The organism is Williamsia muralis (assembly GCF_002735905.1).
Taxonomy (GTDB): Bacteria; Actinomycetota; Actinomycetes; order Mycobacteriales; family Mycobacteriaceae; genus Williamsia; species Williamsia muralis_A.
The window spans coordinates 78,683-101,455 of sequence record NZ_PEBD01000005.1; the positions used below are offsets into that span (position 1 = coordinate 78,683).

Consider the following 22,773-nt stretch of genomic DNA (forward strand, 5'->3'; position numbering starts at 1 on the left):
GCGCAACAATCCAGCCTCCAGTTGTAGGGCAGTGAAATGTGATGCCGGAATATCAACGATCTTAACGGGTCACCAGCCCGTCGGTAATGGCCGTCCCTCCGCGAAGCCCGCTGCCGACTGCACCCCCAGGACAGCTTTGTCGTGCAATTCGTCGAGCGACCGCGCGCCCGCGTACGTCGCCGTCGAGCGAATACCTGCGCAGATGTGGTCGATGAGGTCTTCGACGCCGGGGCGTTCGGGGTCCAGGGCGATCCGCGAGCTCGAGATCCCCTCCTCGAACAGCGCCTTGCGTGCGCGGTCGAACGCGCTGTCGGTGGCTGTCCGTGCCGCGACCGCTCGTTTGGAGGCCATACCGAAGCTCTCTTTGTACGGTTTGCCGTCGCGGTCCCATTTGAGGTCACCCGGACTCTCGTACGTTCCGGCGAACCAGGAACCGATCATCACGTTCGAGGCGCCCGCGGCAACGGCCAGGGCCACGTCACGGGGATGCCTCACGCCACCGTCTGCCCAGACGTGGGCGCCCGAACCCCTTGCCGCCGAAGCGCATTCGGCAACCGCAGAGAATTGAGGCCGACCCACGCCGGTCATCATCCGAGTGGTGCACATGGCGCCCGGCCCCACCCCGACCTTGACGATCGACGCGCCCGCGGAGATCAGGTCTTTGGTGCCCTGCGCCGAGACCACGTTGCCGGCGCACAGGGGCACACCCAGATCGGCGTCGGCGATCTGCCCCAGCACCGCCAGCATGCGTTCTTGGTGACCGTGCGCGGTGTCGACGACGAGCAGATCGGCACCGGCCTCGACCAGCGCGGTCGCCCTGGCCGTCACGTCGCCGTTGATACCCACCGCAGCGGCGACGCGCAGTCGCCCGGCGCCATCGACGTTGGGTTGATAGATGCCCGCGCGCAGAGCACCCACGAGGGTCAACACTCCCGCCAGGCTTCCGTCCGGCTCGGTGAGTACGGCCAGGTCGGTGTGGGCTCCCTCGAGCAGCTCGAAGATCTCTCGCGGAGGCGTTCCCGCGGGGGCGGTGACGAAGTCGGGGTCGAGCACTTCGGTGAGCCTGGCGAACCGGTCCACGTCGACACAGGCCCGCTCGGTCACCACTCCGATGGGCGTCGCCGCGTCGGTGTCGAGGACGACCACGGCGCCGTGGGCACGCTTGGGCAGAAGCGCCAGCGCGTCAGACACAGCGGCATCGCCACCGAGGACCACAGGGGTGTCGGCGACCAGGCGCCGTCCCTTGACGAACGAGATCATGTCGGCGGCCGCGCTGATGGGAAGGTCCTGCGGTAACACCACGAGTCCACCGCGTCGCGCCACGGTCTCCGCCATCCGCCGTCCTGCGACAGCTGTCATGTTGGCGACGACCAGGGGAATGGTGGTTCCCGAGCCGTCCGAGGTGGACAGGTCGACATCGAACCGCGAGGTGACGTCGGTCCGACCGGGGACGAGAAAAACGTCGTCGTAGGTCAGGTCATGGCTCGGGAAATGATCGTCAAGGAAGCGCACGTGAGGCAATTCTACCCGGGAAGCCCAAAACCCCCGACCATGTGCCGTTGCGACAGACCAACCTGCAGGTGGGACGTGTCACAGCAGCACAAGACCGGGGGCCGGTTGTCCACTCGGGGATCAGGCCTCGATCTCCGTGCGGTCTTCACTCCACAGCGTGTGGAACGTGCCTTCTTTGTCGACGCGCTGGTAGGTGTGTGCGCCGAAGAAGTCGCGCAACCCCTGGGTGAGAGCGGCCGGCAGTCGCTCGGCGCGCAGGGCGTCGTAGTACGAGAGCGACGAGGCGAACGCCGGGACCGGGATACCCATCGTGGTCGCGGTGGCGACGACGCGGCGCCAGCTGTCCACAGCGTTCTCGACCGCTTCGCGGAAGTAAGGAGCGAGGAGCAGGCTTGGCAGCTCCGGGTTCTCCGAGTAGGCGTCCCGGATGCGGTTGAGGAACTTGGCCCGGATGATGCAGCCGCCCCGCCAGATGGTGGCGAGGTCGCCGGGATGCAGGTTCCAGTCGTATTCCTTGCTGCCGGCCGCGATCTGGTCGAAGCCCTGAGCGTATGCGACCACCTTGGACGCATAGAGCGCCTTGTTGATGTCGTCGATGAAGGTGGCCTTGTCCGACGGTGCCGCCGCCAGCGTGCCCGACGCGAGGCCTTGTGCCTGTTTGCGCTGATCGGTGGCGCTCGACAACGCTCGGGCGAAGACCGCCTCGGCGATGCCGGTGGTGGGGATGCCCAGATCGAGCGCGGACTTCACGGTCCAGCGGCCGGTGCCCTTCTGACCCGCAGCATCGACGATGACGTCGACGAGAGGCTTGCCTGTTTCGGCGTCCACTTGGCTCAGGACCTCGGCGGTGATCTCGACGAGGTAGCTGTCGAGGTCTCCCGAGTTCCATTCGCGGAAGACGTCGGCGATCTCGGCGACAGGGAGGTCCAGGGCCTTGCGCATGAGGTCGTACGCCTCGCCGATGAGCTGCATGTCGGCGTACTCGATGCCGTTGTGGACCATCTTGACGAAGTGTCCGGCACCGTTGGGGCCGATGTGGGTGCAGCAGGGCTCCCCGTCGACGTGGGCCGAGATCGACTCGAGCAACGGGCCCAGGGACTCGTAGGACTTGGCCGGTCCGCCCGGCATGATCGACGGACCGTTGAGCGCGCCTTCCTCGCCGCCGGAGATACCCGCACCGACGAAGTTCAGGCCGCGCTCGGACATCGCGGCTTCGCGCCGGATGGTGTCGGTGTAGAGCGAATTGCCGCCGTCGATGATGATGTCGCCTTCCTCCATCTCGGCGGCGAGCTCCTCGATCACAGCGTCGGTCGGCGCGCCGGCCTTCACCATGATCAAGACGCGACGGGGCTTCTCGAGCGCCGCGACGAACTCGGCGACTGTCTCGGTCCGCACGAAGTCTCCCTCGTGACCGTGCTTTTCGATCAGTGCGTCGGTCTTCGCGATACTGCGGTTGTGCAGTGCGACGGTGTGGCCGTGACGGGCGAAATTTCGGGCGATGTTGGAGCCCATCACCGCCAAGCCGGTGACACCGATCTGGGCGCGGGCAGCAGTTTCAGTCATGCGTACACCCTATGACTAAGCTCACCGGACCTCGCGGCGAGATCAGTTGTCGATGAGGCGGTGCAGCTCGGTGAGCCAGGGAACGGCCACCGCGACCGTCGGGATCACCAGGATCGCGGCGGCGGCGACGTAGGCGAACGCCGAGATGGCGGTGGCCGGACGGGTGTCGACGAGCCGCTGTACCCGGGTGAGGGTGCTGGGTCCGCCGATGGCCATGGCGCCGCGAGGCGCCACCGAATCGGCGCACGCGACCAGGGCACGGCCGAGCTGCTTGCGCCCGGCACAGCGGATGGCGGTGTCGTCGGCGAGCAGCTCGACGAGCAACTGCACGGCACCCAGCGCTGAACGGCTGCGGACGAACCGGGGAAAGGCTTCATGAACGGCGATGAAGGCTTCGAGTATGAGGTCGTGTCGGGCGCGTAGATGTGCACGCTCGTGACTGATCACGGCGTCGAGTTCATCCCGGCGCAATCGGGCAACGGTGCCTTCGCTGATCACCACCCGCTGTCGCAGGCCGGGGAGGCAGTACGCCATGGGCTGGTCGACCTCGAGCATGCGCACGTCGCGCGCGCTGAGCGGATCGCCTGGGACGGTGCGATCCATCCGGTCCAGCAGGTCGATGAGCTCGCGGTGGGCCGACCGGCGCGCCCTCGTACGCATGGCGACTCGGATCACGGTGTAGAACAGCCGCGCACCGATGAGGAGTGTGATCAAGAACACGCTGACGTAGACCGTCCAGAGCACCACGCCGAGGCTTTCGATCTCGTCGAACGGGTTCGTCGTGGGTCGTCCCTGCGCGTCGGGGACGAGAAGATTTGCAGCGATGGCGAGGCCGCAGCTGAATGCGGAGAGCACTGCCGCGATGGCGATCGACTGCCACAGAGCCATGGCCGCGCGCGGGGCGCGGAGAGGCCACTGCGCGCGAGCGAGCCACGACGGGGCCGGGCCCACGAGAACGAGAGCCACGATCCCGAACACCAACGCGGTCAAAATAGGTCCTAGGGCTCAGAAGATCGATATGACTCGCCGTGGGCTCCGCGGGCCGATTCCAGTTCATCCAGTGCACGTCGAAGCGCTTCCGCCTCGTCGGCGCCGACCCGGCCCACGAAGGAAACCAGGGCGGCCTGCCGTGATCCAGCCTCGTCCGCTTCGCTCAGCGCGTCAACCATCAAGCTCGCCACGAGGTGCTCACGCGGGTGGGTGGCCGAGTAGCGGTGGGCACGGTCATCGCGCAGCTGCGTGACGAGATTTTTCTTCGCCAGTCGCTGGAGCACGGTCATCACGGTGGTGTACGCGAGTTCGCGATCCGCCGACAGAGCTGCGTGTACCTGACGCACCGTCTGCGGTTCGGCGGACGACCACAAATTGTCCATGACTGCCCGCTCGAGCTCACCCAACCCGTTCATTCTTCTCACTTTACGTTTCTTCTCATCAAACAGCTCAACGCGTGGTGCCATCAATTTTCTTCCGTCGCGGTTGACAGGTTGGTAAGGCTAGCCTACATTCATCCTTACGTGGGACCGAGCGAGTGTCCTGAGGGCTGCAGAGACCCCCGGTCCGCGCCACAGCAGGCCCCACCGAAAGGTGGGGCCTGCTGATTCTTTTTGTCCGTGCCCATCCGGTCGAGAGGGTCACCGCAGGCGGACCCGTCATCCGGGTTTTGACAGACTGTCGATCACGCGACGCGTAGTCCGAGAGCGCGGCCTCAGGCAAGGGAGAACCACGGTGACAGACAACATCGATCTGACCGAGACGCTGGGCACGTTGCCCAAGGGCTTCGACAACGAACTCGGTCTGCAGATGCAAACCGCAACAGCCGACGAGGTCACCGCGACGTTCGAGATCGCCCCCAAGCTCCTGCAGCCCTGGGGCATCGTTCACGGTGGCGTGTACTGCTCGGTGGTCGAATCGGTCGCGAGCACGTCGGGTCAGATATGGCTGAACAGCAAGGGGATCACCGATTCCCATGTCGTCGGGGTGAACAACAGCACCGACTTTCTCCGGGCGGTGAGCACGGGCACCATGACTGCACGTTCGAAGCCGATCCACCGGGGCCGTCGTCAGCAGCTGTGGGAGGTCGACATCACCGACGAGTCGGGCAAGTTGATCGCGCAGGGCCGGGTACGGCTGCAGAACATCGCCGCCGAGAACTGATCTGCGTCGGTATGGGACACGATGCGGCACCGGCCGCAACACGATTGTCCGACCCGGCGCGAGCCCGCATCGATGCGGTCCTCTCTGCCGTCGATGTCGAACTCGACCGGGCGTATCCCGGCGATCGCGCCGAGAAGCAGCCTGCCCACACCGTCTATGTAAGTGCCGCCGACGTGGACGCGGACACCCCCGGCACCTGGGGGGACCGGGCGTCGGCGATCGCTGACGAGGCCGCCGCCGTGGTTGCCGACCTCGATCGCACCGGCATCGCCTCGCTGGTCCGGGCTCGGTTGCGCGGCCAGCCGATCGAAGACCTGCGGATAGACCTCGAGGACGGTTACGGCTGGCGACCGGATGTGGTCGAGGACCGCGACGCTCGAGCGGCCGGTCGGACGATCGCCACGTGGTCTGCCCGTCCGGAGCAGGCGCCAAGTGCCTTCGGCGTTCGCTGCAAGGGGCTCGGTGCCGCGGAACGGGCCCGTGGCTTGCGGTCACTGGAGCTTGTGCTCGATGCTGCCGGCGGGGTGCCGGACGGGTTTGTGTTCACCGTCCCCAAACTGCGCGCGGCAGCCCAGGTGGATGCGGTGGTGATGATCTGTGAGGAGCTCGAACGCGCGCATGGGCTGCCCGAAGGCGCATTGCGTTTCGAACTGCAGATCGAGAGCCCCCAGGCGGTGCTCGGCGCCGACGGACGTGCCACGGTGGCCGATGCGATCCATCGTGGCGGGCCGCGGCTGACCGGGTTGCACTACGGGACATACGATTACAGCGCCGCCTGCGGGATCGTGTCATCCCAGCAGTCGCTGGAACATCCGGTCGCCGACCATGCCAAGTCGGTGATGCTCGTCGCGGCAGCGCAGACCGGGGTCTGGGTGTCGGACGGGTCCACCCAGGTGTCCCCGGTCGGTTCCGCCGAGGTCGTCGAAGCGGCTCTACGCCGTCATCACCGACTCGTCACCCGCAGCCTGGAGCGTGGCTTCTATCAGGGGTGGGACATGCACCCGGGCCATCTCGTGACTCGATGGCTAGCGGTGTACGGCTTCTTCCGATCGGCGATGTCGCCGGCCGTGACGCGGTTGCAGTCGTACTTCGACCGCCAGAGTTCGGAGTTCGTGGACGAGCCCGCGACGGCTCAATCGCTGGCCCTCGTGGTGCTGCGTGGACTGTCGGTGGGTGCGTTCACCGAGGCGGATGTGCTGGCCGTCGGACCTCGGTGTTCGGCACTGGCCCTGGGTGAACTGCGCGCGAGTGGGGGCGTGCTCGGCTGACCCTGCGGCTCGATGGCATCTTCCACCGCGCCGACACGGGCTCTGCGTGGCAGTATGAGTCGGTCGATGCGTGTTCATCGGCTGTTCACACCGAGGAGGACATCGTGCATCTGTCGCCGCATGAGCAAGAGCGACTGATGATCTCGTACGCTGCGGAATTGGCACGTCGTCGGCAGGCGCGTGGCTTGCTGCTCAATCACCCCGAGGCTGTCGCGGTCATCACCGACCACATCCTCGAGGGGGCACGCGACGGACGGAACGTGGCCGAACTGATGTCCACGGGACGCGAAGTGCTCAGCCGCGAACAGGTCATGGACGGGATCCCCGAGATGTTGCACGACGTGCAGGTGGAGGCGACCTTTCCGGACGGCACCAAGCTCGTGACCGTGCACAACCCGATCTCCTAGAGGAGTCACGATGGCAGAGCCTGCTCCTATCCCTGGCGAGGTACTCTGTGCCCCAGGAGAAATCGTCATCAACGAGGGTGCCGAGATCACCGAGGTCGTGGTGACCAATGCCGGCGACCGCCCCGTTCAGGTGGGCAGTCACGTGCACTTTCCTCAATCGAACGCTGCCCTCGACTTCGACCGCCAGGCCGCACACGGAAAGCGCTTGAACATCCCGGCGGGCACCGCCGTTCGATTCGAACCAGGCATCGAGGCCACCGTGGAGCTGGTCCCGATCGCCGGTACCCGTGAGGTGCACGGTATTTCGCTGAACCCACCCGGAAAGTTGGATTCGTAGATGGCATCGTTGAGCCGTGCGCGTTACGCCGACCTGTTCGGTCCCACCGTGGGGGACCGGATCCGTCTGGCAGACACCAACCTGCTGATCGAGGTCACCGAGGACAGGTCGGGCGGACCTGGTCTCGCGGGTGAGGAGGCTGTCTTCGGCGGTGGCAAGGTCATCCGCGAATCGATGGGCCAAGGCCGCGCAACCCGGGCCGACGGTTCTCCCGACACCATCATCACCGGTGTCGTGGTGCTCGACCACTGGGGGATCATCAAGGCGGACTTGGGTATTCGTGACGGCCGGATCGTGGCCCTCGGGAAGGCCGGCAACCCGGACACCATGGACGGGGTACATCCGGATCTCGTGATCGGCCCGTCCACCGAGATCATCGCGGGCAACGGCAAGATCGTCACGGCGGGCGGCATCGATTGCCATGTGCATTTCATCTGCCCGCAGATCATGGACGAGGCACTCGGAAACGGGATCACCACGCTCATCGGCGGGGGGACGGGTCCGGCGGAGGGCAGCAAGGCGACCACGGTCACGCCCGGTGCCTGGCACCTGGCCTCGATGCTGCAGGCCACCGACCACTGGCCGATGAACATCGCCCTGTTGGGTAAGGGCAACACGGTCAGCGCCGACTCGATGCGCGAGCAATTACGTGCCGGCGCTTCGGGATTCAAACTCCACGAGGACTGGGGCAGCACACCGGCAGCTATCGATGCGTGTCTGCGGATCGCCGATGAGTCCGGTGTGCAGGTGGCGTTGCACTCGGACACCCTGAACGAGGCCGGATTCGTCGAACAGACACTCGGGGCCATCGCCGGGCGTGGCATTCACGCCTACCACACCGAAGGCGCCGGCGGCGGGCACGCACCCGACATCATCACGGTCGCGGCGTACCCGAATGTGCTGCCGAGCTCCACCAACCCGACCCGGCCGCACACGGTGAACACGTTGGACGAACACCTCGACATGCTGATGGTCTGTCATCACCTCAATCCCAGTGTGCCAGAGGACCTTGCGTTCGCCGAGAGCCGCATCCGGCCGTCGACCATCGCCGCCGAAGACCTGCTGCACGACCTGGGCGCGATCTCGATGATCGGCTCGGACTCGCAGGCGATGGGTCGCATCGGCGAAGTGGTACTTCGAACGTGGCAGACCGCGCATGTGATGAAGGAACGTCGAGGTGCCCTTCCCGGCGACGGGGCCGCCGACAACACCCGCGCGCAGAGGTATGTGGCGAAGTACACCATCTGTCCTGCGATCGCTCACGGTCTGGACGACGAGATCGGTTCGGTCGAGGTGGGCAAGCTCGCCGACCTCGTGCTGTGGGATCCGGCGTTCTTCGGCGTCCGCGCGCACGCCGTCATCAAGGGTGGGGCGATCGCGTGGGCGGCCATGGGCGACGCCAACGCGTCCATCCCGACCCCGCAGCCGGTGCTGCCCCGACCGATGTTCGGCGCGTCGCCCAAACTCGCCGCGGCGACATCGCTGAGTTTTGTTGCGCCGCAAGCGGTCGAGGGCGGACTTCCCGACCGTTTGGGACTCGATCGGCGCCTGGCGGTGGTGAAGGACGTGCGACGGGTCGGCAAGGCGGATATGACCAACAATGACGCGCAGCCGGAGATCCGGGTGGACCCCGACACTTTCACGGTCACCATCGACGGCCAGGTCTGGGACCAGCAGCCGGCCGCATCACTGCCCATGGCCCAGCGGTACTTCCTGTTCTGATGACCGCAATCTCGACAGGGGAGGCAGCGCCGCCGATGGGTGGGTCCGCCGCCACGAATCTCGCAATGTTGCTGACTCTGGCGGACTCTCGGCTCCCGGTGGGCGCTCATGTCCACTCTGGGGGGCTGGAGGAGGCGATCACCTCCGGCGTGGTCCGAGACATCCCGTCGCTGCAAGCGTTTCTCATCAGGCGGGTACGCACGACAGGTCTGGTTGCCGCATCGATCACGGCCGCAGTGGTCGACGGCCGACTCGAGGTGCCGGCTGCCGACGTCCAGGCCGACGCGCGAACACCGTCGGCTGCGGCTCGATCGGCGTCCCGTTCGCAAGGCCGAGGCATGCTGCGCCTGGGGAAAAAGATCTGGCCGCACCATGATTGGACCGAGCACTCCGCCCGGCCGCACCTTCCGGTCGTGACGGGTTCGGTGGCACGTGCCGCCGGCCTTGACGGGTATCAGAGTGCATTGGTACTCATCTACACGACCATGACCGGATCAGCCACTGCCGGCCAGCGGCTGCTGGCGTTGGACCCTGGCGACGTCGCTCTGTTGGGGGTTCAAATGACCGAGCTGTGCGAAGAGACCGCGGCGATCGCCTGTACCGAACTCGCCGACTATTCCGATCCGCTGCTCGATGTGTTCGCGCAGCGGCACGAGCTGCGCGCCATGCCACTGTTTGCATCCTGACAACTCAGGGTCGACGTCGATACGGGCGTTGCCACAACACGTCCCGCACAACCGAAGGAGAACAACATGCCCCCGCACCTCATCGACGGACAGCCGCACACACATGATCATTCGCGGCCCAAGCGCGAACGAGTCGCCGGTGAAGCACTGCGCATCGGAATCGGTGGTCCCGTCGGCTCTGGTAAAACCGCGTTGGTGGCCGCACTGTGCCGCCAGCTCCGTGATGAACTGTCGGTCGCTGTGCTGACGAACGACATCTACACCACCGAGGATGCCGATTTCCTGCGCCGCAATGCCGTCTTGCCGGATGAGCGCATCACCGCCGTCCAGACGGGTGGGTGCCCCCACACCGCGATCCGCGACGACATCACCGCGAACCTCGATGCCATCGACGACCTCGTGGAGGCCAATCCGCCGCTTGACCTGATCCTGGTGGAGTCGGGCGGAGACAACCTCACAGCGACGTTCTCGACGGGGTTGATCGATGCGCAGATCTTCGTGGTGGATGTGGCAGGCGGCGACAAGGTGCCGCGCAAGGGGGGTCCCGGAGTGACCTTCTCCGACCTGCTCGTGGTGAACAAGACGGACCTGGCACCGATGGTGGGCGCCGACCTCCACGTCATGCGAAGCGATGCCGAGAAGGTACGTGAGGGTCGTCCGACGGTGCTCATCTCTCTGACGGACGACCCTGCGGCGACCGATGTGCTGAGCTGGGTGCGTGACCAACTCGCGGCAGCGCGGACGCAACCGCTGAACACGGTGTGACGAGCCGGCACATCACATGCACACCGAGCTGTATCTCGAGGCGCACAAGGGGCGATCACCCCGGGTCCGGGCAAGCGGCGGTTTGGCGGTTCGCCAGACCGGGCGCGACGTCCTGCACCTGATCTCCAGCGCAGCGACCCCCCTCGGTGGCGACCGGATCGACATCCATGTCGATGTGAGATCGGGTGCTGCACTGACGCTGCGCAGTGTCGCGGCCGCCATCGCGCTGCCGGGCCGCAGCGACACCGTCTCGGACATGTCCTGGCACATCACCGTTGCCGACGGGGCCACGTTGATCGTCGATCCGCAGCCCACGATCGTCGCGGGCGACGCGGTGCATCACACGCGGTGCACGGTGGAGATCGCTGGGTCGGGGGAGTTCCGGTTCTGTGAACGGGTGCAGGTCGGCCGTCGCGGGGAGGATGCCGGACGGTGGTCGGGTCGTATGAGCGTCGACATCGCCGGCACGGCTGCGTTGCGTCATCAACTGCGCCTCGGCAGGCCCGACACCGACAGCCTCAGCTCACCTTCGGTACTCCTGAGTGAGTACCGCTACCCGGACAACCGGCCCGACACCGTGCACCCGACCGCGACAGCGGCACGCCTGGGGCTGGTGGCCGGCGGCAGCATGACAACCGTTCTCGCGAACACGCTGACCGCGGCGGACCGGACGGCAGCCGAACTGGTCGGCTGAGGCGAGATTAGCTGGCGGCCGGCTTGGACTGATCCGAGGTCCGCTCGGATGTGAACGACTTGGTGGGGTCGGAGAGCACCGGTTTGTCGCCAGGGGTCTGGTCGCGGTCCGCGGGCACGGCATCGGCCCCACCGTCCTTCAGTCGGTCCAGCTCGATCTGAGCCAACTGGTCCATGGCGTTGCGCGCCAGCACCTGCTGCTCGGTGATGGTGAGCTGAGAGCGACCTCGCGTGAGGAATGCGAACGACCAGTCGACGATCGTGGTGAGACGGTTTCTGAACCCGACGATGTACACGAGATGCAGCAACAACCATCCGAGCCACGCGAAGAAGCCTTCGGTCTCGAAGTTCTTTTTCAGGCCCGGCACCGGCACCGACATGACGGCACTGAACTTGGAGATGGTGGCCATCGAGCCCTTGTCCCAGTACTTGAACGGCTCGCGATCTTCGGGTTTGCCACCCTTGAGCTCGGCCTTGATCGCGTCGGCAGCATAGCGCCCACCCTGGATCGCGCCCTGGGCCTGACCCGGCACGTTTTCAACCGACATCATGTCGCCCACGACGAACACATTGGGGTGGCCGGGGATGGACAGATCGGGCTCCACCTTGACGCGTCCGGCGCGGTCGAGCTCCACATCGCTCTGCTCGGCGAGTTGCTTGCCGAGCGGGCTGGCGGCCACACCTGCCGACCACACCTTGCACTGCGATTCGATGCGTCTGGTGCTGCCGTCCTTGTCCTTCACCACGAGGCCGTCGTAGTCCAGGTCGACGACCATCGCGTTGAGCTGGATCTCGACGCCCATCTCCTCGAGACGTTTTGCTGCCTTGGTGCCGAGATTCTTGCCCATCGGCGGAAGAACCGCAGGCGCCGCATCGAGCAGGATGACGCGGGACTCGGTGGGGTCGATGTTGCGGAAGGTGCCCTTGAGGGTCTTGTCGCTCATCTCGGCGATCTGGCCTGCCAGTTCGACGCCCGTAGGACCGGCGCCGACCACCACGAAGGTGAGCAGCCGGGCCCGTTCTTCATGGTCTTCGGACAGCTCGGCCTGTTCGAACGCTCCCAGGATGCGACCACGCAACTCCAGCGCGTCATCGATGGTCTTCATGCCGGGCGCGAACTGCGCGAAGTGGTCGTTGCCGAAGTAGGACTGGTCGGCGCCCGCGGCGATGATCAGGCTGTCGTAGGGGGTTTCGGTGATGCGCTCGAGAAGCCGTGACGTCACGATCTTCTTCTCGAGGTCGATGCCCTCCACATTGCCCATCAGGACCTGAGCATTGGCCTGCTTGCGCAGGATGACGCGGGTCGCAGGAGCGATTTCACCTTCGGAGATGATGCCGGTGGCCACCTGGTAGAGCATCGGCTGGAAGAGGTGATGCGTGGTCCGTGCGATCAAGGTGACATCGACGTCGGCTTTTCGCAGGCGCTGGGTCGCGAACAGCCCCCCGAAGCCGGAACCGATGACCACTACCCGGTGCCGGGTCGAACCTGCAGTCTCGTCGCTCATGACCATCTCCTGTCGGTTGGCGGTGTGCGGCGGGATCTCAGGGCTGGTCAAAACCCGCTCATTGGCTAACGGTAGTCAATGAGCTCGCGTTGGTCGCGGCAAGGGCCGGATTCACCCGAAGGTGTGCAGGTGAGCGGTTCAGGCGATCATGCTCGATGCGATTCGGGCGGATTGTGCCCACGGGAAACTGCTTGATTCCCAATGTGTTTTGAGGATCTCGTACTCGACCTCGCCGCGCTCGGAACCCGCGATCGAGGTGTCGGCGCAGTCGTGTAACCGGGCCAAGCGCAGACCCGACTTCTCCATGACGCGGCGCGAAGCAGCGTTGACTGCCATGGTGCCCGCGAAGATGCGGCTGATGCTCAGCTCGGTGAAAGACAGCTGCACCAGTGCCCGAGCTCCCTCCGTGGCCAGTCCGCGTCCCCAGACTCGGCGGCGCAGCCGGTAGCTCAGTTCGAACTCCGATTCGGACGAATGGCGAGGCGCCCGCAAACCGAACCAGCCGACGAACCCGCTTGTTTCTGCGTGGGGGTCGCCGACGGAGCGCGCTGCGACGACGTCGAGCCGATCGAGTGCAACCCAGACACCGGCACCGCCGCGGTGGCCCGCCTCGGCCAGCGCTCGCGGGATCACCCAATCCTCGATGACCTCCCGAGGGGTGGCGGTCCCCCCGGTGACATAACGCATCACGGCCGGGTCGCTGTCGAGTTCGACGAGGTGGTCGGTATCGGCAATCGACACCGGCCGCAAAACCAGGCGATCGGTCTCGATGATCAACTCTTCATTCCCCATTCCACTGACGTGATGTCGGCATCCTACGGTCTCGTGCGACGCAAGTGGTAGACCTCGCCGGAGAGTGTCGGAGCAGACCATTCAACCAGGACATCGGTGCTGGTGAGAGGTGAGAATCCCGCTTGCGACAGCTTGCGGGTGGGTGACGATCGTCAAATCGCGAGCCGGCGAGGATCGCCGCCGGCGGTGGCGATCGGCCGACCCGCCCGGGCGCCTGGGTGACCAAGACATGCGGGTGAGCGGAGTTGCGTGAAATCCGTTCGGTGAGTGCACAAGTCGCGTGTCGTCGTTGTCGGCGACGTGGCGATGGACCCGTCCCCGGATCGCTGCGGCCCTGCCACTACGCTGGCACCGGTGAAAGACACCTCCTCCGGTTCAATCCCCACCGACCTGGACTCGGTCGAGCTGCAGTTGCGTTGGGGTGACTTGGACACCAACCACCACGTGAACAACGTGCAGTTTGCGCGGTTGTTCGAAGAAGCCCGGGTCCGCACTGTCACCCGCTGGTTCGCCACCCAGGGCCGAAGCACCGGCGCCTTCCATCTCGCCCGGCAGGAGATCGAGTTCGTGGCGCCGCTGTATTACGGCCCCGAGCCCGTGACGGCCAAGGTCTGGATCAGTCGCCTCGGCACATCGTCCTTCGACTTCGGCAGCGAATTGCGTGATGGGAAAGGCAACCTGGTGGGACTGTGCGAGACAACCGGGGTGATGATCGACCCCGAGACCGGCGGCACCAGACCTGTGCCCGACGCCGTACGCGATCTCCTCGAGGCAAAGATGGCAGATCCGGTTCCTTTCCGGCGCCGAGCTTGACCGCACTGTGACGATCGATGTCGGCGAGCGGTGATATACCGGCCTGACAACCGCGGACGAGGGGGCGTGCAGTGCTGAGACTTCATCGTGCCGAACGCACCAGCACGCTGGTCGCGGCGTTGGCCGGGATCCTTTCGGAGCCGCCCGGCGACCCTTTCGCCGGTGAGGTGGTTGCGGTGCCTGCGCAGGGTGTCGAGCGCTGGCTGACCCAACAGTTGTCGTTGACTCTCGGAACGAGCCGGGCTCCGGGTGGCGGCCACCACGGCGACGGGATTGCGGCGAACATCGCGTTCCCCTCGCCGTCGGCGCTGGTCGACGATGTGGTCGCTCAGGTCAGTGGTACCGCCGCTGCAGGCAGGCCCGACGACGATCCATGGGCGCCCGCGCGCATGCAGTGGACGCTGCTCGGGGTGATCGACGATGCCGTCGACGACCCCGCGTGCGCAATCCTCGCCCGGCATCTCGGGCATCGGAGCGCCGTCAGGACCGGCCAGGGCGCAACCCCGGGTGCGGGGCCTACGTCACCAGCTCCCGGTTTCCGCGTCGGACGCCGGTTCGGGACAGCAGAGCACCTGACGCAACTGTTCCGCAGCTACGCCACCCACCGGCCCCAGATGATCCTCGACTGGGTCGCCGGTTCGGACACCGACGGAGTGGGCGATCAGCTCGACGAAGACGTGCGGTGGCAGCCGCATCTCTGGCGGATGTTGCGTGAGCGCATCGACGCACCCAGCCCGCCGGAACGTCTCGATGACGTCTGCACGGCACTGCGGCGACGGGCCTCGGCGGTCGATCTGCCTGAGCGTATCGCCCTCTTCGGGGCCACCCGCCTCACCACCCAGCAGTTGGCGATCTTGTCGGCACTCGGCGTCCACCGCGACGTCAACCTCTTTCTGCCGCATGCGAGTCCGGCTCTGTGGGAGAAGATGCCACGATTCGGCGGGCAGGTGCGCCGCAGCGACATCGATGCCCGGTTCATCGTGCACCCCCTGGTGGCGTCGCTCTCGCGAGAAGTGCGTGAACTCCAGGTCCGGCTGAGCGACGTCGCGGACGAAGATGTCCACCACCGCGCTGACGAGCCAGTAGACACGCACCTGCGGCGGCTGCAGCACGCGATGCGCACCGATGCGGTCCTGCCCGCCGTCGGTGTGGCCGATGGCAGCGTCGAGGTCCATTCGTGTCACGGGCCGGCCCGGCAGGTGGAGGTGCTCCGCGAACTGGTCTTACACATGTTCCAGGAAGATCCGGGTCTGGACCCGCGTGACGTCATCGTCATGTGCCCCGACGTGGAGACCTACGCCCCGTTGATCCGTGCGTCATTCGGCCAATCGATCAATGTGCACCCTGGTCATCAACTGCGTGTGCGACTCGCGGATAGGGCTCTGCGGCAGACCAATCCACTGCTCGAGGTCATGTCGGATCTGCTCGAGCTCGCAGGGGGGCGCGTCAAGGCCAGCGAGGTGCTGGGGTTGGCGGAGAGCGAACCGGTTCGCACCAGGTTCGATTTCAGCGACGATGACCTGGAACGACTGCGGCAGTGGACCGCAGAATCAGGTGCGCGCTGGGGTATCAACGACAACCAGCGCAAGCCGTTCGGACTCGGCGGATTCGGGCAGAACACCTTCGGCGCAGGGCTGGACCGGATCCTGCTCGGGGTGGCGGCCGACGAGAGTGAACTCGGCTGGCTCGACACCGCGCTGCCCCTCGACGACGTCGACAGCGCAGACGTCGACCTTGCCGGACGCTTCGCGGAGTTCATCAGTCGACTCGACGACTCACTCGCCACCCTTCGGGGCCCGCGGCCGGCAGTAGAGTGGTCCCAAAATCTCTCCACGGCAATGGATCTGCTCACGGCGGTGAAGTCGGCGGACAGTTGGCAGCGCAGTCAGGCGCACCGCGAGCTGGCTGCCGCGACCGAACACGGCGGCCAGGCCATCGTCCGGTTGGCCGACGTCCGCGCGATGCTCGCGCACCGTCTGGCCGGCCGGCCGACCAGGGCGAACTTCCGTACCGGAGAGCTGACCGTCTGCACCATGGTGCCCATGCGGGCCGTGCCACACCGAGTGGTGATCCTGCTCGGGCTCGACGACGAGAGCTTCCCGCGGATCGGAAGTGTCAACGGCGACGACATCATGGGCCGCAATCCCTGTGTGGGAGAACGGGACATCCGTAGTGAGGACCGTCAGCTGCTCCTCGACGCCACCATGTCGGCCATCGACCGCCTCATCATTCTGTTCACAGGGAACGATCCGGTCACCGGGCTTCGTCGCCCGCCCGCCGTTCCGGTGGGGGAGTTGATCGACTCGGCCGACGCAATGCTGACCGACGGGTCGACGGTGGTGCGTGCGCACCCGCTGCACGCGTTCGATCCCGTCAACTTCGACGCCGGTGCCCCGTTCAGCTTCGATGATTCTGCGTTGGCCGGTGCGCGCTCTGCCCAAGCGATCCAGATCGGCGAGCCTGAGTTCCTCCCGAAACCATTGCCGGAGAAGCTCGGCGACGTCGAGTTGGCCGACCTCATCGCGTTCGTGGAACATCCGATGCGGGCTTTCTGCCGCCAGCGGCTGGGTATGTATCTGCCCGGCGACGACGAAGAACTGAGCGATGTGTTCAGCGCGGACCTCGACGGTCTCGACCGGTGGGCCATCGGCGACCGGATGCTGCAGTCCCGACTGGCAGGTGTCGAGGGGTCCGCTCTACGCGCAGCCGAACTGCGGCGGGGTTCGCTTCCACCGTTCCGGCTCGGTGGCCAGGTGTTCCAACGTATTGCAGGCGACGTCGAGTCCCTGGTGACCGCTGCCGCCCCGCTGCACGAAAATCCCTCGGAAGCAAGGGATGTCACGGTGGAGCTCGGCGGTGGTCGACGTCTGACCGGTACAGTGCCCGGCGTGCACGAAGGTGTTGTCGTGCGGACGATCTTCTCGCGGGTGGCTCCGAAACACCGGGTGGCGGCCTGGGTGGCGTTGCTGGCGCTGGCGGCGAGTGAGTCGGGTGATCGGTCGGCGGTGGTGCTGGGTCGGGGAAAGTACGGGGGCCGCCTTGCGCGATCGGACATCAAGAGTCCTCCCGATCCCGCGGCGACGCTCCGAGATCTGGTCGCGATGCGCGATACCGGCCTGCGTGCGCCATTGCCGCTGCCGACCACCGCGGCCTGTGAATATGCGACCCGCCGCAACCGGGGCGACGGTGTCGAACTCGCCGTCGAGGCTGCCGAGGTGAGCTTCAAGAGTGACTTCGGGGGAGAGGGCCAAGACCCTTACGTGAAGTACCTGTACGGCAACGAGTTCGGTGCGATTCTGTCCGAGCCGCCGGCACCGGATGCGGCTGTTCTCACCGAACCTTCGAGGTTCGGTGCCTTGGCGACCGGCCTGTGGGCTCCGCTGCTCGCTGCCGAGACGGTGCGCTGAGATGACCCAGAGCAGTCTTTCTCCCGTCACCTTCGACATCACCGGACCGCTGCCCGGCGGCACAACGGTATTGGAGGCCAGTGCCGGCACCGGCAAAACGTACGCAATAGTCGGCCTGGCCGCTCGGTACGTGGCATCCGGTGTGCCGCTGTCCGAACTACTCCTGGTCACCTTCAGCCGATTCGCCACAGCTGAACTTCGAGAACGAACCCGGCTGCGACTGGCCGATCTCGCACGGGCACTCGCCGATCCGCAACGTGCGGTGCAATCCGATGACCCTCTTGTGGCAATGCTCGCCCGCGGCAGCGGCGAGGACGTGGCTGTTCGTCGCGAACGGTTGACCGCTGCGTTGTCGGACTTCGATGCGGCGACCATCGCGACCACGCACACATTCTGCAGCCGCATGCTGGACGGGCTCGGTCTTGCCGGCGACTTCGAGAACGACATCACTCTGGTGGAGGACGTAGGCGATCTCATCACCGAAGTCACCGACGACCTGTACCTCCGGCGCTTCAGTGGTACCGACGCGGTGCCGTTCAGTCTTCGTGACGCCCATGGCTTCTCGCGGGCGGCGGTGTTCGGGCGGCAGGCGCGGCTGGGGCCTGACGCCGAACCCGGGGCGGACGAGTACATGCGGGTGGAGTTCGCCACGCAGGTTCGCAAAGAGGTGGAGCGGCGTAAACGCCTCACCAATGTGCGTGACTATGACGACCTGCAGATGTTGCTGCGCGACACATTGGCCGACCCCGCACACGGGCCGGCGGCCTGCCGGCGAATCCGTAGCCGATTTCGGGTGGTGCTCGTCGACGAATTCCAGGACACCGATCCGGTGCAGTGGGAGATCTTCCGCCTCGCGTTCCACGGCCACACGACGTTGGTGCTCGTCGGCGACCCGAAGCAATCGATCTACGCCTTCCGAGGCGCAGAGGTGTTCAGTTATCTCGATGCCGTTCACGCTGCAGACAACCATCAGGCTCTTCCGACGAACTGGCGAAGTGACGCCGGTCTGATCGAGGCGCTCGACCGGATCTACGCCGGAGCAGCTCTGGGTAGCCCGGACATCGTTGTGCACCAGGTGACCGCGAACAACAACGCATCTCGGCTTCCCGGCCTGGTCCCGCTGCGGTTGCGCCATCTGAATCGCAAGGGGCACGGGCCCCTGAACAAGTCGGGATTTCCGGTGCTCGACAGGGTGCGCCGGGCGGTGGCCGACGACGTCGCCGCGGACCTCACCGACTTGCTCAACTCCGGCACCGACCACGTCACCGGTGGGAAGACGAGGCCGGTCGAGCCGGGAGACGTCGCAGTCCTGGTTCGAAATCACAAACACCTGAGCATGATTCAAGGTGCCCTGGACGCTGCGGGGATACCGTCGGTGCTGGCGGGAGGAACGAGTGTCTACAGCACCCAGGGGGCGCTCGACTGGCTGTGGTTGTTGCAGGCCATGGAGCAGCCGAGTCGTACGGCCCGAATCCGGTTGGCTGCACTCACCCCGCTCCTGGGGTGGACTGCCACTGAACTCGATGCAGGCGGAGACGAGCTGACGGCGGACATCAGCGCGATGATCCGCGAGCTCGTGGCGGTCTATCAGGACGCCGGGTTTGCGGCGGTGTATGAGCATCTGTCCGGACGCCGCGACATCGCCGGTCGTCTGCTGGGTATCACCGGCGGTGAACGTCGACTCACCGACCTTACCCACGTCGCCCAGTTGTGCAACCGTGCCGTGGTGGAGCAGGGGCTGGGTCTCACCGCGCTCGTGCGCCGACTCGCCGAGTTGATCAAGGATCCGGTCGCAGGCAATCAGGGCGAGCAGAGCCGCCGTCTCGACAGCGACGCCGCGGCGGTTCAATTGCTGACCGTGCATCGCAGCAAGGGACTCGAGTTCCCGATCGTCTATGTGCCCTACGGCTGGGACGCGGCGCGCCATCCGAACCCGGCAACTCTGTTGCTGCACAACGACTCAGGAGAGCGAATCCTTGACGTCGGAGGCAAGGACGCACCCGGGTACCGGGCCCGCCGCGACACCGCCGCCGCCGAGGAGGACGGGGAAGAGTTGCGGTTGTTGTACGTAGCGCTCACACGCGCTGCCTCCGCCGTGGTGCTGTGGTGGGCGCCTGCGACTGCCACCCGCTCGTCGCCGCTTCACAGGCTGCTGTTCAGCCGCGACAAAACCAGCCCCGAACCACGTCCGGTGGTACCCGACGATGCGCGGGTGGCCCGCTTCTTCACCGAATGGGGTGAGGCAGCAGGCGGCGTGGTCACCGTGCAGCCGGCAACTTTTGCACCAATGGGCAGCCCCCGTTGGCAACAACCGAAGCCGTCGGCAGGCGACCTGGGGTCAGCGTCCTTCACCCGCGTCATCGACCGCTCGTGGCGGCGCACCTCCTATTCGGCGTTGGTGGCGGGCACACATCAGCCGGGCGTGGCGAGCGAGCCCGAGGTCACGGACAAGACAGACGAGCAGACGGTGGAACCTCTTGCCGAGGCGACCACGGAAGGTCCTGCCGAACTCAAACACGTGTCGCTGATGAACTCGCTGCCTTTCGGGGCGGCCTTCGGAACGCTTGTCCACGAGGTACTCGAGACCGTCGACACCGATGTCACCGATCTGGCGGACGAAGTGCGTCGCCGCTGTGTCGAGGCCGCGCTGGCGCGGATGGCCGAGGTCGACATCGATGTGCTCGCCGAGGCGCTGACCGCGGTGATGCACACACCTTTGGGTGCTGATCGCGAACTCACCCTCGCGCGCATACCTTCGAAGGATCGCTTGTCAGAGCTGACCTTCGAGTTCCCGCTCGGATCGCAGACCGATCCGACCCTGCGAGACATCAGCGACCTGATGGCGGAGCATCTGTCGCCCGATGATCTGCTCGCCGACTATCCCGCCCTGCTGCGTCGGGTGCCCGCACCGCCGCTGCGCGGATTCCTCACTGGCAGCATCGACGCGGTTCTGCGGATCCCGTGCGACCGATTCGTGGTGGTGGACTACAAGACGAACCGGACCGCGCGCGGCGACCTCACCTGCCTGGACTACACACCGGAGTCGATGGCCCGGGAGATGATGCACTCGCACTATCCTCTGCAGGCGTTGCTGTATTCGGTTGCGTTGCACCGCTATCTACGATGGCGATTGCCGGGTTACGACCCGTCTGTGCACCTCGGAGGCGTTCAATACCATTTCGTCCGCGCAATGATCGGGCCGCAGACGCCATCGGGCTGCGGCGTGTTCGAGTGGAGGCCGTCGGCGACCCTCATCGCTGCCGTGTCCGACCTCATCGCCGGAAGGACGGTGACCGTGTGACCGCCGATGTCGACGCACGGATCGTGTTGAACGCCGCTGCGCCACTGGTGCCCTTCAATCAGGCCGGCGTGCTCAGCGCCGCCGATGTCCATGTGGCTCAACGACTTGCTGCACTGTCCAAGACCGACATCGAGCCGGCGGTGTTGATCGCGACCGCGCTGGCAGTGCGCGCGGTCCGGTTGGGGTCGGTCTGTGTGGAGGTCAACCGGCTCTCCGAGATGGCCATCGATGACGAGGAGTCGGGGATCGATCCGGACACGTTGCCGTGGCCGGACCCGGCCGACGTCGTCAGAGCGCTCGAGTCGAGTCCTCTGCTGACGGGTGCCGCAGCGGGACCGTTGAGGCCGCTTCATCTCGCACACACGCCCGAGGGTCCACTGCTCTACCTCCGTCGCTACTTCCAACAGGAACAGCGAATCCGTGAGCTCCTCGACAACCGGGCCCGTACGCACCCGGATCTCGACGCCGGGCGATTGTCGGAGGGGCTCCACCGGCATTTCCCCGACGCCGGTCCCGACCGACAGCGGATTGCTGCTGCCCTGGCGACGGCCGGGTGGACAACGGTCATCGCAGGGGGACCGGGCACCGGTAAGACGCACACCGTTGCGCGGGTACTGGCCCTCATGTTCGACGAGTACGGACCGGGTCTTCGCGTTGCTCTGGCTGCGCCGACGGGCAGGGCAGCGGCCCAACTCGAGGCATCGGTGCGCGCTCAGGCACCCGAACTCGGGCTTCCGGAGCATCTGACGGCAACCACCCTTCACCGGTTACTCGGATGGCGGCCGGGAAACCGCAGCCGATTCGCACACGACAGCACGAACCGGCTGCCTCACGACTTGGTGGTCGTCGACGAGACGTCGATGGTGTCGCTGACGATGATGTCGCGACTACTCGATGCCTTGCGCCCCCAATCCAGGCTTGTCCTGGTGGGGGACCCTGATCAACTGGCCTCCGTGGATGCCGGGGCTGTGCTCGCCGATCTGGTCGCGAGGCCCGTCACCGAGCAGACCAATCCGGTGCTGAGCAGTCTGGTCGCCGAGGACCTCGAACCCGACGCCGACAACGTAGACGCGCTGTCGGTCGAGGAGCGTGAACAGCTGGGGGGAGGAGTGATCCGTCTGACGCGGGTACGCCGGTTCGGGGAGAGGATCGAACAGTTGGCTGCGGCTGTGCGCCGGGGCGATGCCGATGAGGTGATCGATCTCCTCGGCGCCGGCCATGACGAGTTCGAACTCGTCGGGTTCGACACTCTCGAATCGGTGCGGCGCGACGTCGTCGACTCCGCCACCGCAGTGCGCGTGGCCGCGGAGGCCGGGGATGCCGCGGCGGCCCTGGCCGGACTGAGCTCGCATCGACTGCTGTGTGCTCATCGGGAAGGTACGTCGGGCGTCGAATACTGGTCACGATTGGCGACCGAATGGATCGACGCACCGGAGGAGGCTTTCGACACGGGCCGGTGGTTCGCCGGACAACCACTACTGGTGACCGCAAACGATTACGACACAGGCATCTACAACGGAGATACCGGGGTGGTGGTGAACATCGACGGCAGGCCGATGGTGGCGTTCGCGCGCGGCCAGTCGATCAAAATGCTGCATCCGTCTCAGCTGGTGTCGGCAACGTCGGTGTATGCCATGACAATTCACCGCAGCCAAGGCTCACAATACGAGTCCGTGTCCGTGGTGATCCCTCCGGAGCGGTCATCCCTGCTGACACGCGAACTGCTCTATACAGCCATCACCCGGGCCAGTGCTCGCGTGCGGCTCGTCGGCACCGAAGAGGCCATCAGGGCCGGTGTGAATCGGAAAGTGCTGCGCGCAAGCGGCTTACGGACCAGGCTCGAGTGAG

18 protein-coding genes are annotated in these 22,773 nt (G+C 66.0%); 12 read left to right on the forward strand and 6 right to left on the reverse strand.

The window, feature by feature from the left end; all coding sequences use genetic code 11:
• Positions 1 to 69: 69 nt before the first annotated feature.
• The 4 genes from CSW57_RS07190 to CSW57_RS07205 all read right to left on the reverse strand — a co-directional run bounded on the left by CSW57_RS07190 (position 70) and on the right by CSW57_RS07205 (position 4,490).
• On the reverse strand, positions 70 to 1,512 hold the full coding sequence (locus tag CSW57_RS07190) for a GuaB1 family IMP dehydrogenase-related protein (RefSeq protein ID WP_099382176.1): 1,443 nt from the start codon (positions 1,510 to 1,512) through the stop codon (positions 70 to 72).
• A gap of 120 nt (positions 1,513 to 1,632) precedes the next feature.
• Positions 1,633 to 3,075 (reverse strand): NADP-dependent phosphogluconate dehydrogenase, encoded by a 1,443-nt coding sequence (gene gndA, locus CSW57_RS07195; RefSeq protein ID WP_030162621.1) that lies wholly within the window; start codon positions 3,073 to 3,075, stop codon positions 1,633 to 1,635.
• Positions 3,076 to 3,117: 42 nt separating this feature from the next.
• Positions 3,118 to 4,065 (reverse strand): M56 family metallopeptidase, encoded by a 948-nt coding sequence (locus CSW57_RS07200; RefSeq protein WP_030162622.1) that lies wholly within the window; start codon positions 4,063 to 4,065, stop codon positions 3,118 to 3,120.
• Between the two features lie 8 nt (positions 4,066 to 4,073).
• Positions 4,074 to 4,490, reverse strand: a complete 417-nt coding sequence (locus tag CSW57_RS07205) for a BlaI/MecI/CopY family transcriptional regulator (protein WP_023958072.1) — start codon at positions 4,488 to 4,490, stop codon at positions 4,074 to 4,076.
• A 385-nt stretch (positions 4,491 to 4,875) separates the two neighbouring features.
• Between CSW57_RS07205 and CSW57_RS07210 the strand changes: the two genes are divergently transcribed.
• The 8 genes from CSW57_RS07210 (at position 4,876) to CSW57_RS07245 (ending at position 11,108) form a co-directional block, all read left to right on the forward strand.
• On the forward strand, positions 4,876 to 5,229 hold the full coding sequence (locus CSW57_RS07210; RefSeq protein ID WP_099382437.1) for a PaaI family thioesterase: 354 nt from the start codon (positions 4,876 to 4,878) through the stop codon (positions 5,227 to 5,229).
• Between the two features lie 11 nt (positions 5,230 to 5,240).
• Positions 5,241 to 6,497, forward strand: a complete 1,257-nt coding sequence (locus CSW57_RS07215; protein WP_099382177.1) for a DUF6986 family protein — start codon at positions 5,241 to 5,243, stop codon at positions 6,495 to 6,497.
• A 104-nt stretch (positions 6,498 to 6,601) separates the two neighbouring features.
• On the forward strand, positions 6,602 to 6,904 hold the full coding sequence (locus CSW57_RS07220) for an urease subunit gamma (RefSeq protein ID WP_099382178.1): 303 nt from the start codon (positions 6,602 to 6,604) through the stop codon (positions 6,902 to 6,904).
• 10 nt (positions 6,905 to 6,914) lie between these two features.
• Complete coding sequence (locus CSW57_RS07225; RefSeq protein WP_023958082.1) at positions 6,915 to 7,241, forward strand: urease subunit beta; 327 nt, start codon at positions 6,915 to 6,917, stop codon at positions 7,239 to 7,241.
• On the forward strand, positions 7,242 to 8,963 hold the full coding sequence (locus CSW57_RS07230) for an urease subunit alpha (RefSeq protein ID WP_099382179.1): 1,722 nt from the start codon (positions 7,242 to 7,244) through the stop codon (positions 8,961 to 8,963).
• Positions 8,964 to 8,998: 35 nt separating this feature from the next.
• Positions 8,999 to 9,649, forward strand: a complete 651-nt coding sequence (locus tag CSW57_RS07235; RefSeq protein ID WP_370623929.1) for an urease accessory protein UreF — start codon at positions 8,999 to 9,001, stop codon at positions 9,647 to 9,649.
• A 66-nt stretch (positions 9,650 to 9,715) separates the two neighbouring features.
• Positions 9,716 to 10,414, forward strand: coding sequence for an urease accessory protein UreG (gene ureG, locus CSW57_RS07240; RefSeq protein WP_023958086.1), 699 nt, complete (start codon positions 9,716 to 9,718; stop codon positions 10,412 to 10,414).
• A 16-nt stretch (positions 10,415 to 10,430) separates the two neighbouring features.
• Positions 10,431 to 11,108, forward strand: a complete 678-nt coding sequence (locus CSW57_RS07245) for an urease accessory protein UreD (protein ID WP_099382180.1) — start codon at positions 10,431 to 10,433, stop codon at positions 11,106 to 11,108.
• A 7-nt stretch (positions 11,109 to 11,115) separates the two neighbouring features.
• Here the strand turns inward: CSW57_RS07245 and CSW57_RS07250 are convergent, their stop codons facing one another.
• Together CSW57_RS07250 and CSW57_RS07255 are read right to left on the reverse strand one after the other, a co-directional pair.
• On the reverse strand, positions 11,116 to 12,618 hold the full coding sequence (locus tag CSW57_RS07250; protein WP_099382439.1) for an NAD(P)/FAD-dependent oxidoreductase: 1,503 nt from the start codon (positions 12,616 to 12,618) through the stop codon (positions 11,116 to 11,118).
• A gap of 132 nt (positions 12,619 to 12,750) precedes the next feature.
• Positions 12,751 to 13,389 carry a GNAT family N-acetyltransferase gene (locus CSW57_RS07255; protein WP_099382440.1) on the reverse strand — a complete coding sequence of 213 codons (639 nt, stop codon included), beginning with the start codon at positions 13,387 to 13,389 and terminating at the stop codon, positions 12,751 to 12,753.
• Positions 13,390 to 13,758: 369 nt separating this feature from the next.
• Between CSW57_RS07255 and CSW57_RS07260 the strand changes: the two genes are divergently transcribed.
• From CSW57_RS07260 to recD, 4 genes are all read left to right on the forward strand, one after another.
• Complete coding sequence (locus CSW57_RS07260; protein WP_223249102.1) at positions 13,759 to 14,217, forward strand: acyl-CoA thioesterase; 459 nt, start codon at positions 13,759 to 13,761, stop codon at positions 14,215 to 14,217.
• Positions 14,218 to 14,288: 71 nt separating this feature from the next.
• Positions 14,289 to 17,624, forward strand: a complete 3,336-nt coding sequence (gene recC, locus CSW57_RS07265; protein WP_099382181.1) for an exodeoxyribonuclease V subunit gamma — start codon at positions 14,289 to 14,291, stop codon at positions 17,622 to 17,624.
• Between the two features lies 1 nt (position 17,625).
• On the forward strand, positions 17,626 to 20,925 hold the full coding sequence (locus tag CSW57_RS07270) for a UvrD-helicase domain-containing protein (RefSeq protein WP_099382182.1): 3,300 nt from the start codon (positions 17,626 to 17,628) through the stop codon (positions 20,923 to 20,925).
• The gene (gene recD, locus CSW57_RS07275; RefSeq protein WP_099382183.1) at positions 20,922 to 22,772 is read left to right on the forward strand and encodes an exodeoxyribonuclease V subunit alpha; all 1,851 of its coding nucleotides are present in this window, start codon (positions 20,922 to 20,924) and stop codon (positions 22,770 to 22,772) included. The genes CSW57_RS07270 and recD overlap by 4 nt, the downstream gene beginning before the upstream one ends.
• The last annotated feature ends 1 nt before the right edge of the window (position 22,773 follow it).

What these genes read in the sequence shown, in the direction of transcription:
- CSW57_RS07215 (WP_099382177.1), top strand. Translation starts at nt 5,241, where the DNA reads ATGGGACACGATGCGGCACCGGCCGCAACACGATTGTCCGACCCGGCG.
- CSW57_RS07225 (WP_023958082.1), top strand. Translation starts at nt 6,915, where the DNA reads ATGGCAGAGCCTGCTCCTATCCCTGGCGAGGTACTCTGTGCCCCAGGA.
- CSW57_RS07270 (WP_099382182.1), top strand. Translation starts at nt 17,626, where the DNA reads ATGACCCAGAGCAGTCTTTCTCCCGTCACCTTCGACATCACCGGACCG.
- CSW57_RS07235 (WP_370623929.1), top strand. Translation starts at nt 8,999, where the DNA reads ATGGGTGGGTCCGCCGCCACGAATCTCGCAATGTTGCTGACTCTGGCG.
- CSW57_RS07230 (WP_099382179.1), top strand. Translation starts at nt 7,242, where the DNA reads ATGGCATCGTTGAGCCGTGCGCGTTACGCCGACCTGTTCGGTCCCACC.
- CSW57_RS07250 (WP_099382439.1), bottom strand. Translation starts at nt 12,618, where the DNA reads ATGGTCATGAGCGACGAGACTGCAGGTTCGACCCGGCACCGGGTAGTG.
- CSW57_RS07210 (WP_099382437.1), top strand. Translation starts at nt 4,876, where the DNA reads ATGCAAACCGCAACAGCCGACGAGGTCACCGCGACGTTCGAGATCGCC.
- CSW57_RS07245 (WP_099382180.1), top strand. Translation starts at nt 10,431, where the DNA reads ATGCACACCGAGCTGTATCTCGAGGCGCACAAGGGGCGATCACCCCGG.
- ureG (WP_023958086.1), top strand. Translation starts at nt 9,716, where the DNA reads ATGCCCCCGCACCTCATCGACGGACAGCCGCACACACATGATCATTCG.
- gndA (WP_030162621.1), bottom strand. Translation starts at nt 3,075, where the DNA reads ATGACTGAAACTGCTGCCCGCGCCCAGATCGGTGTCACCGGCTTGGCG.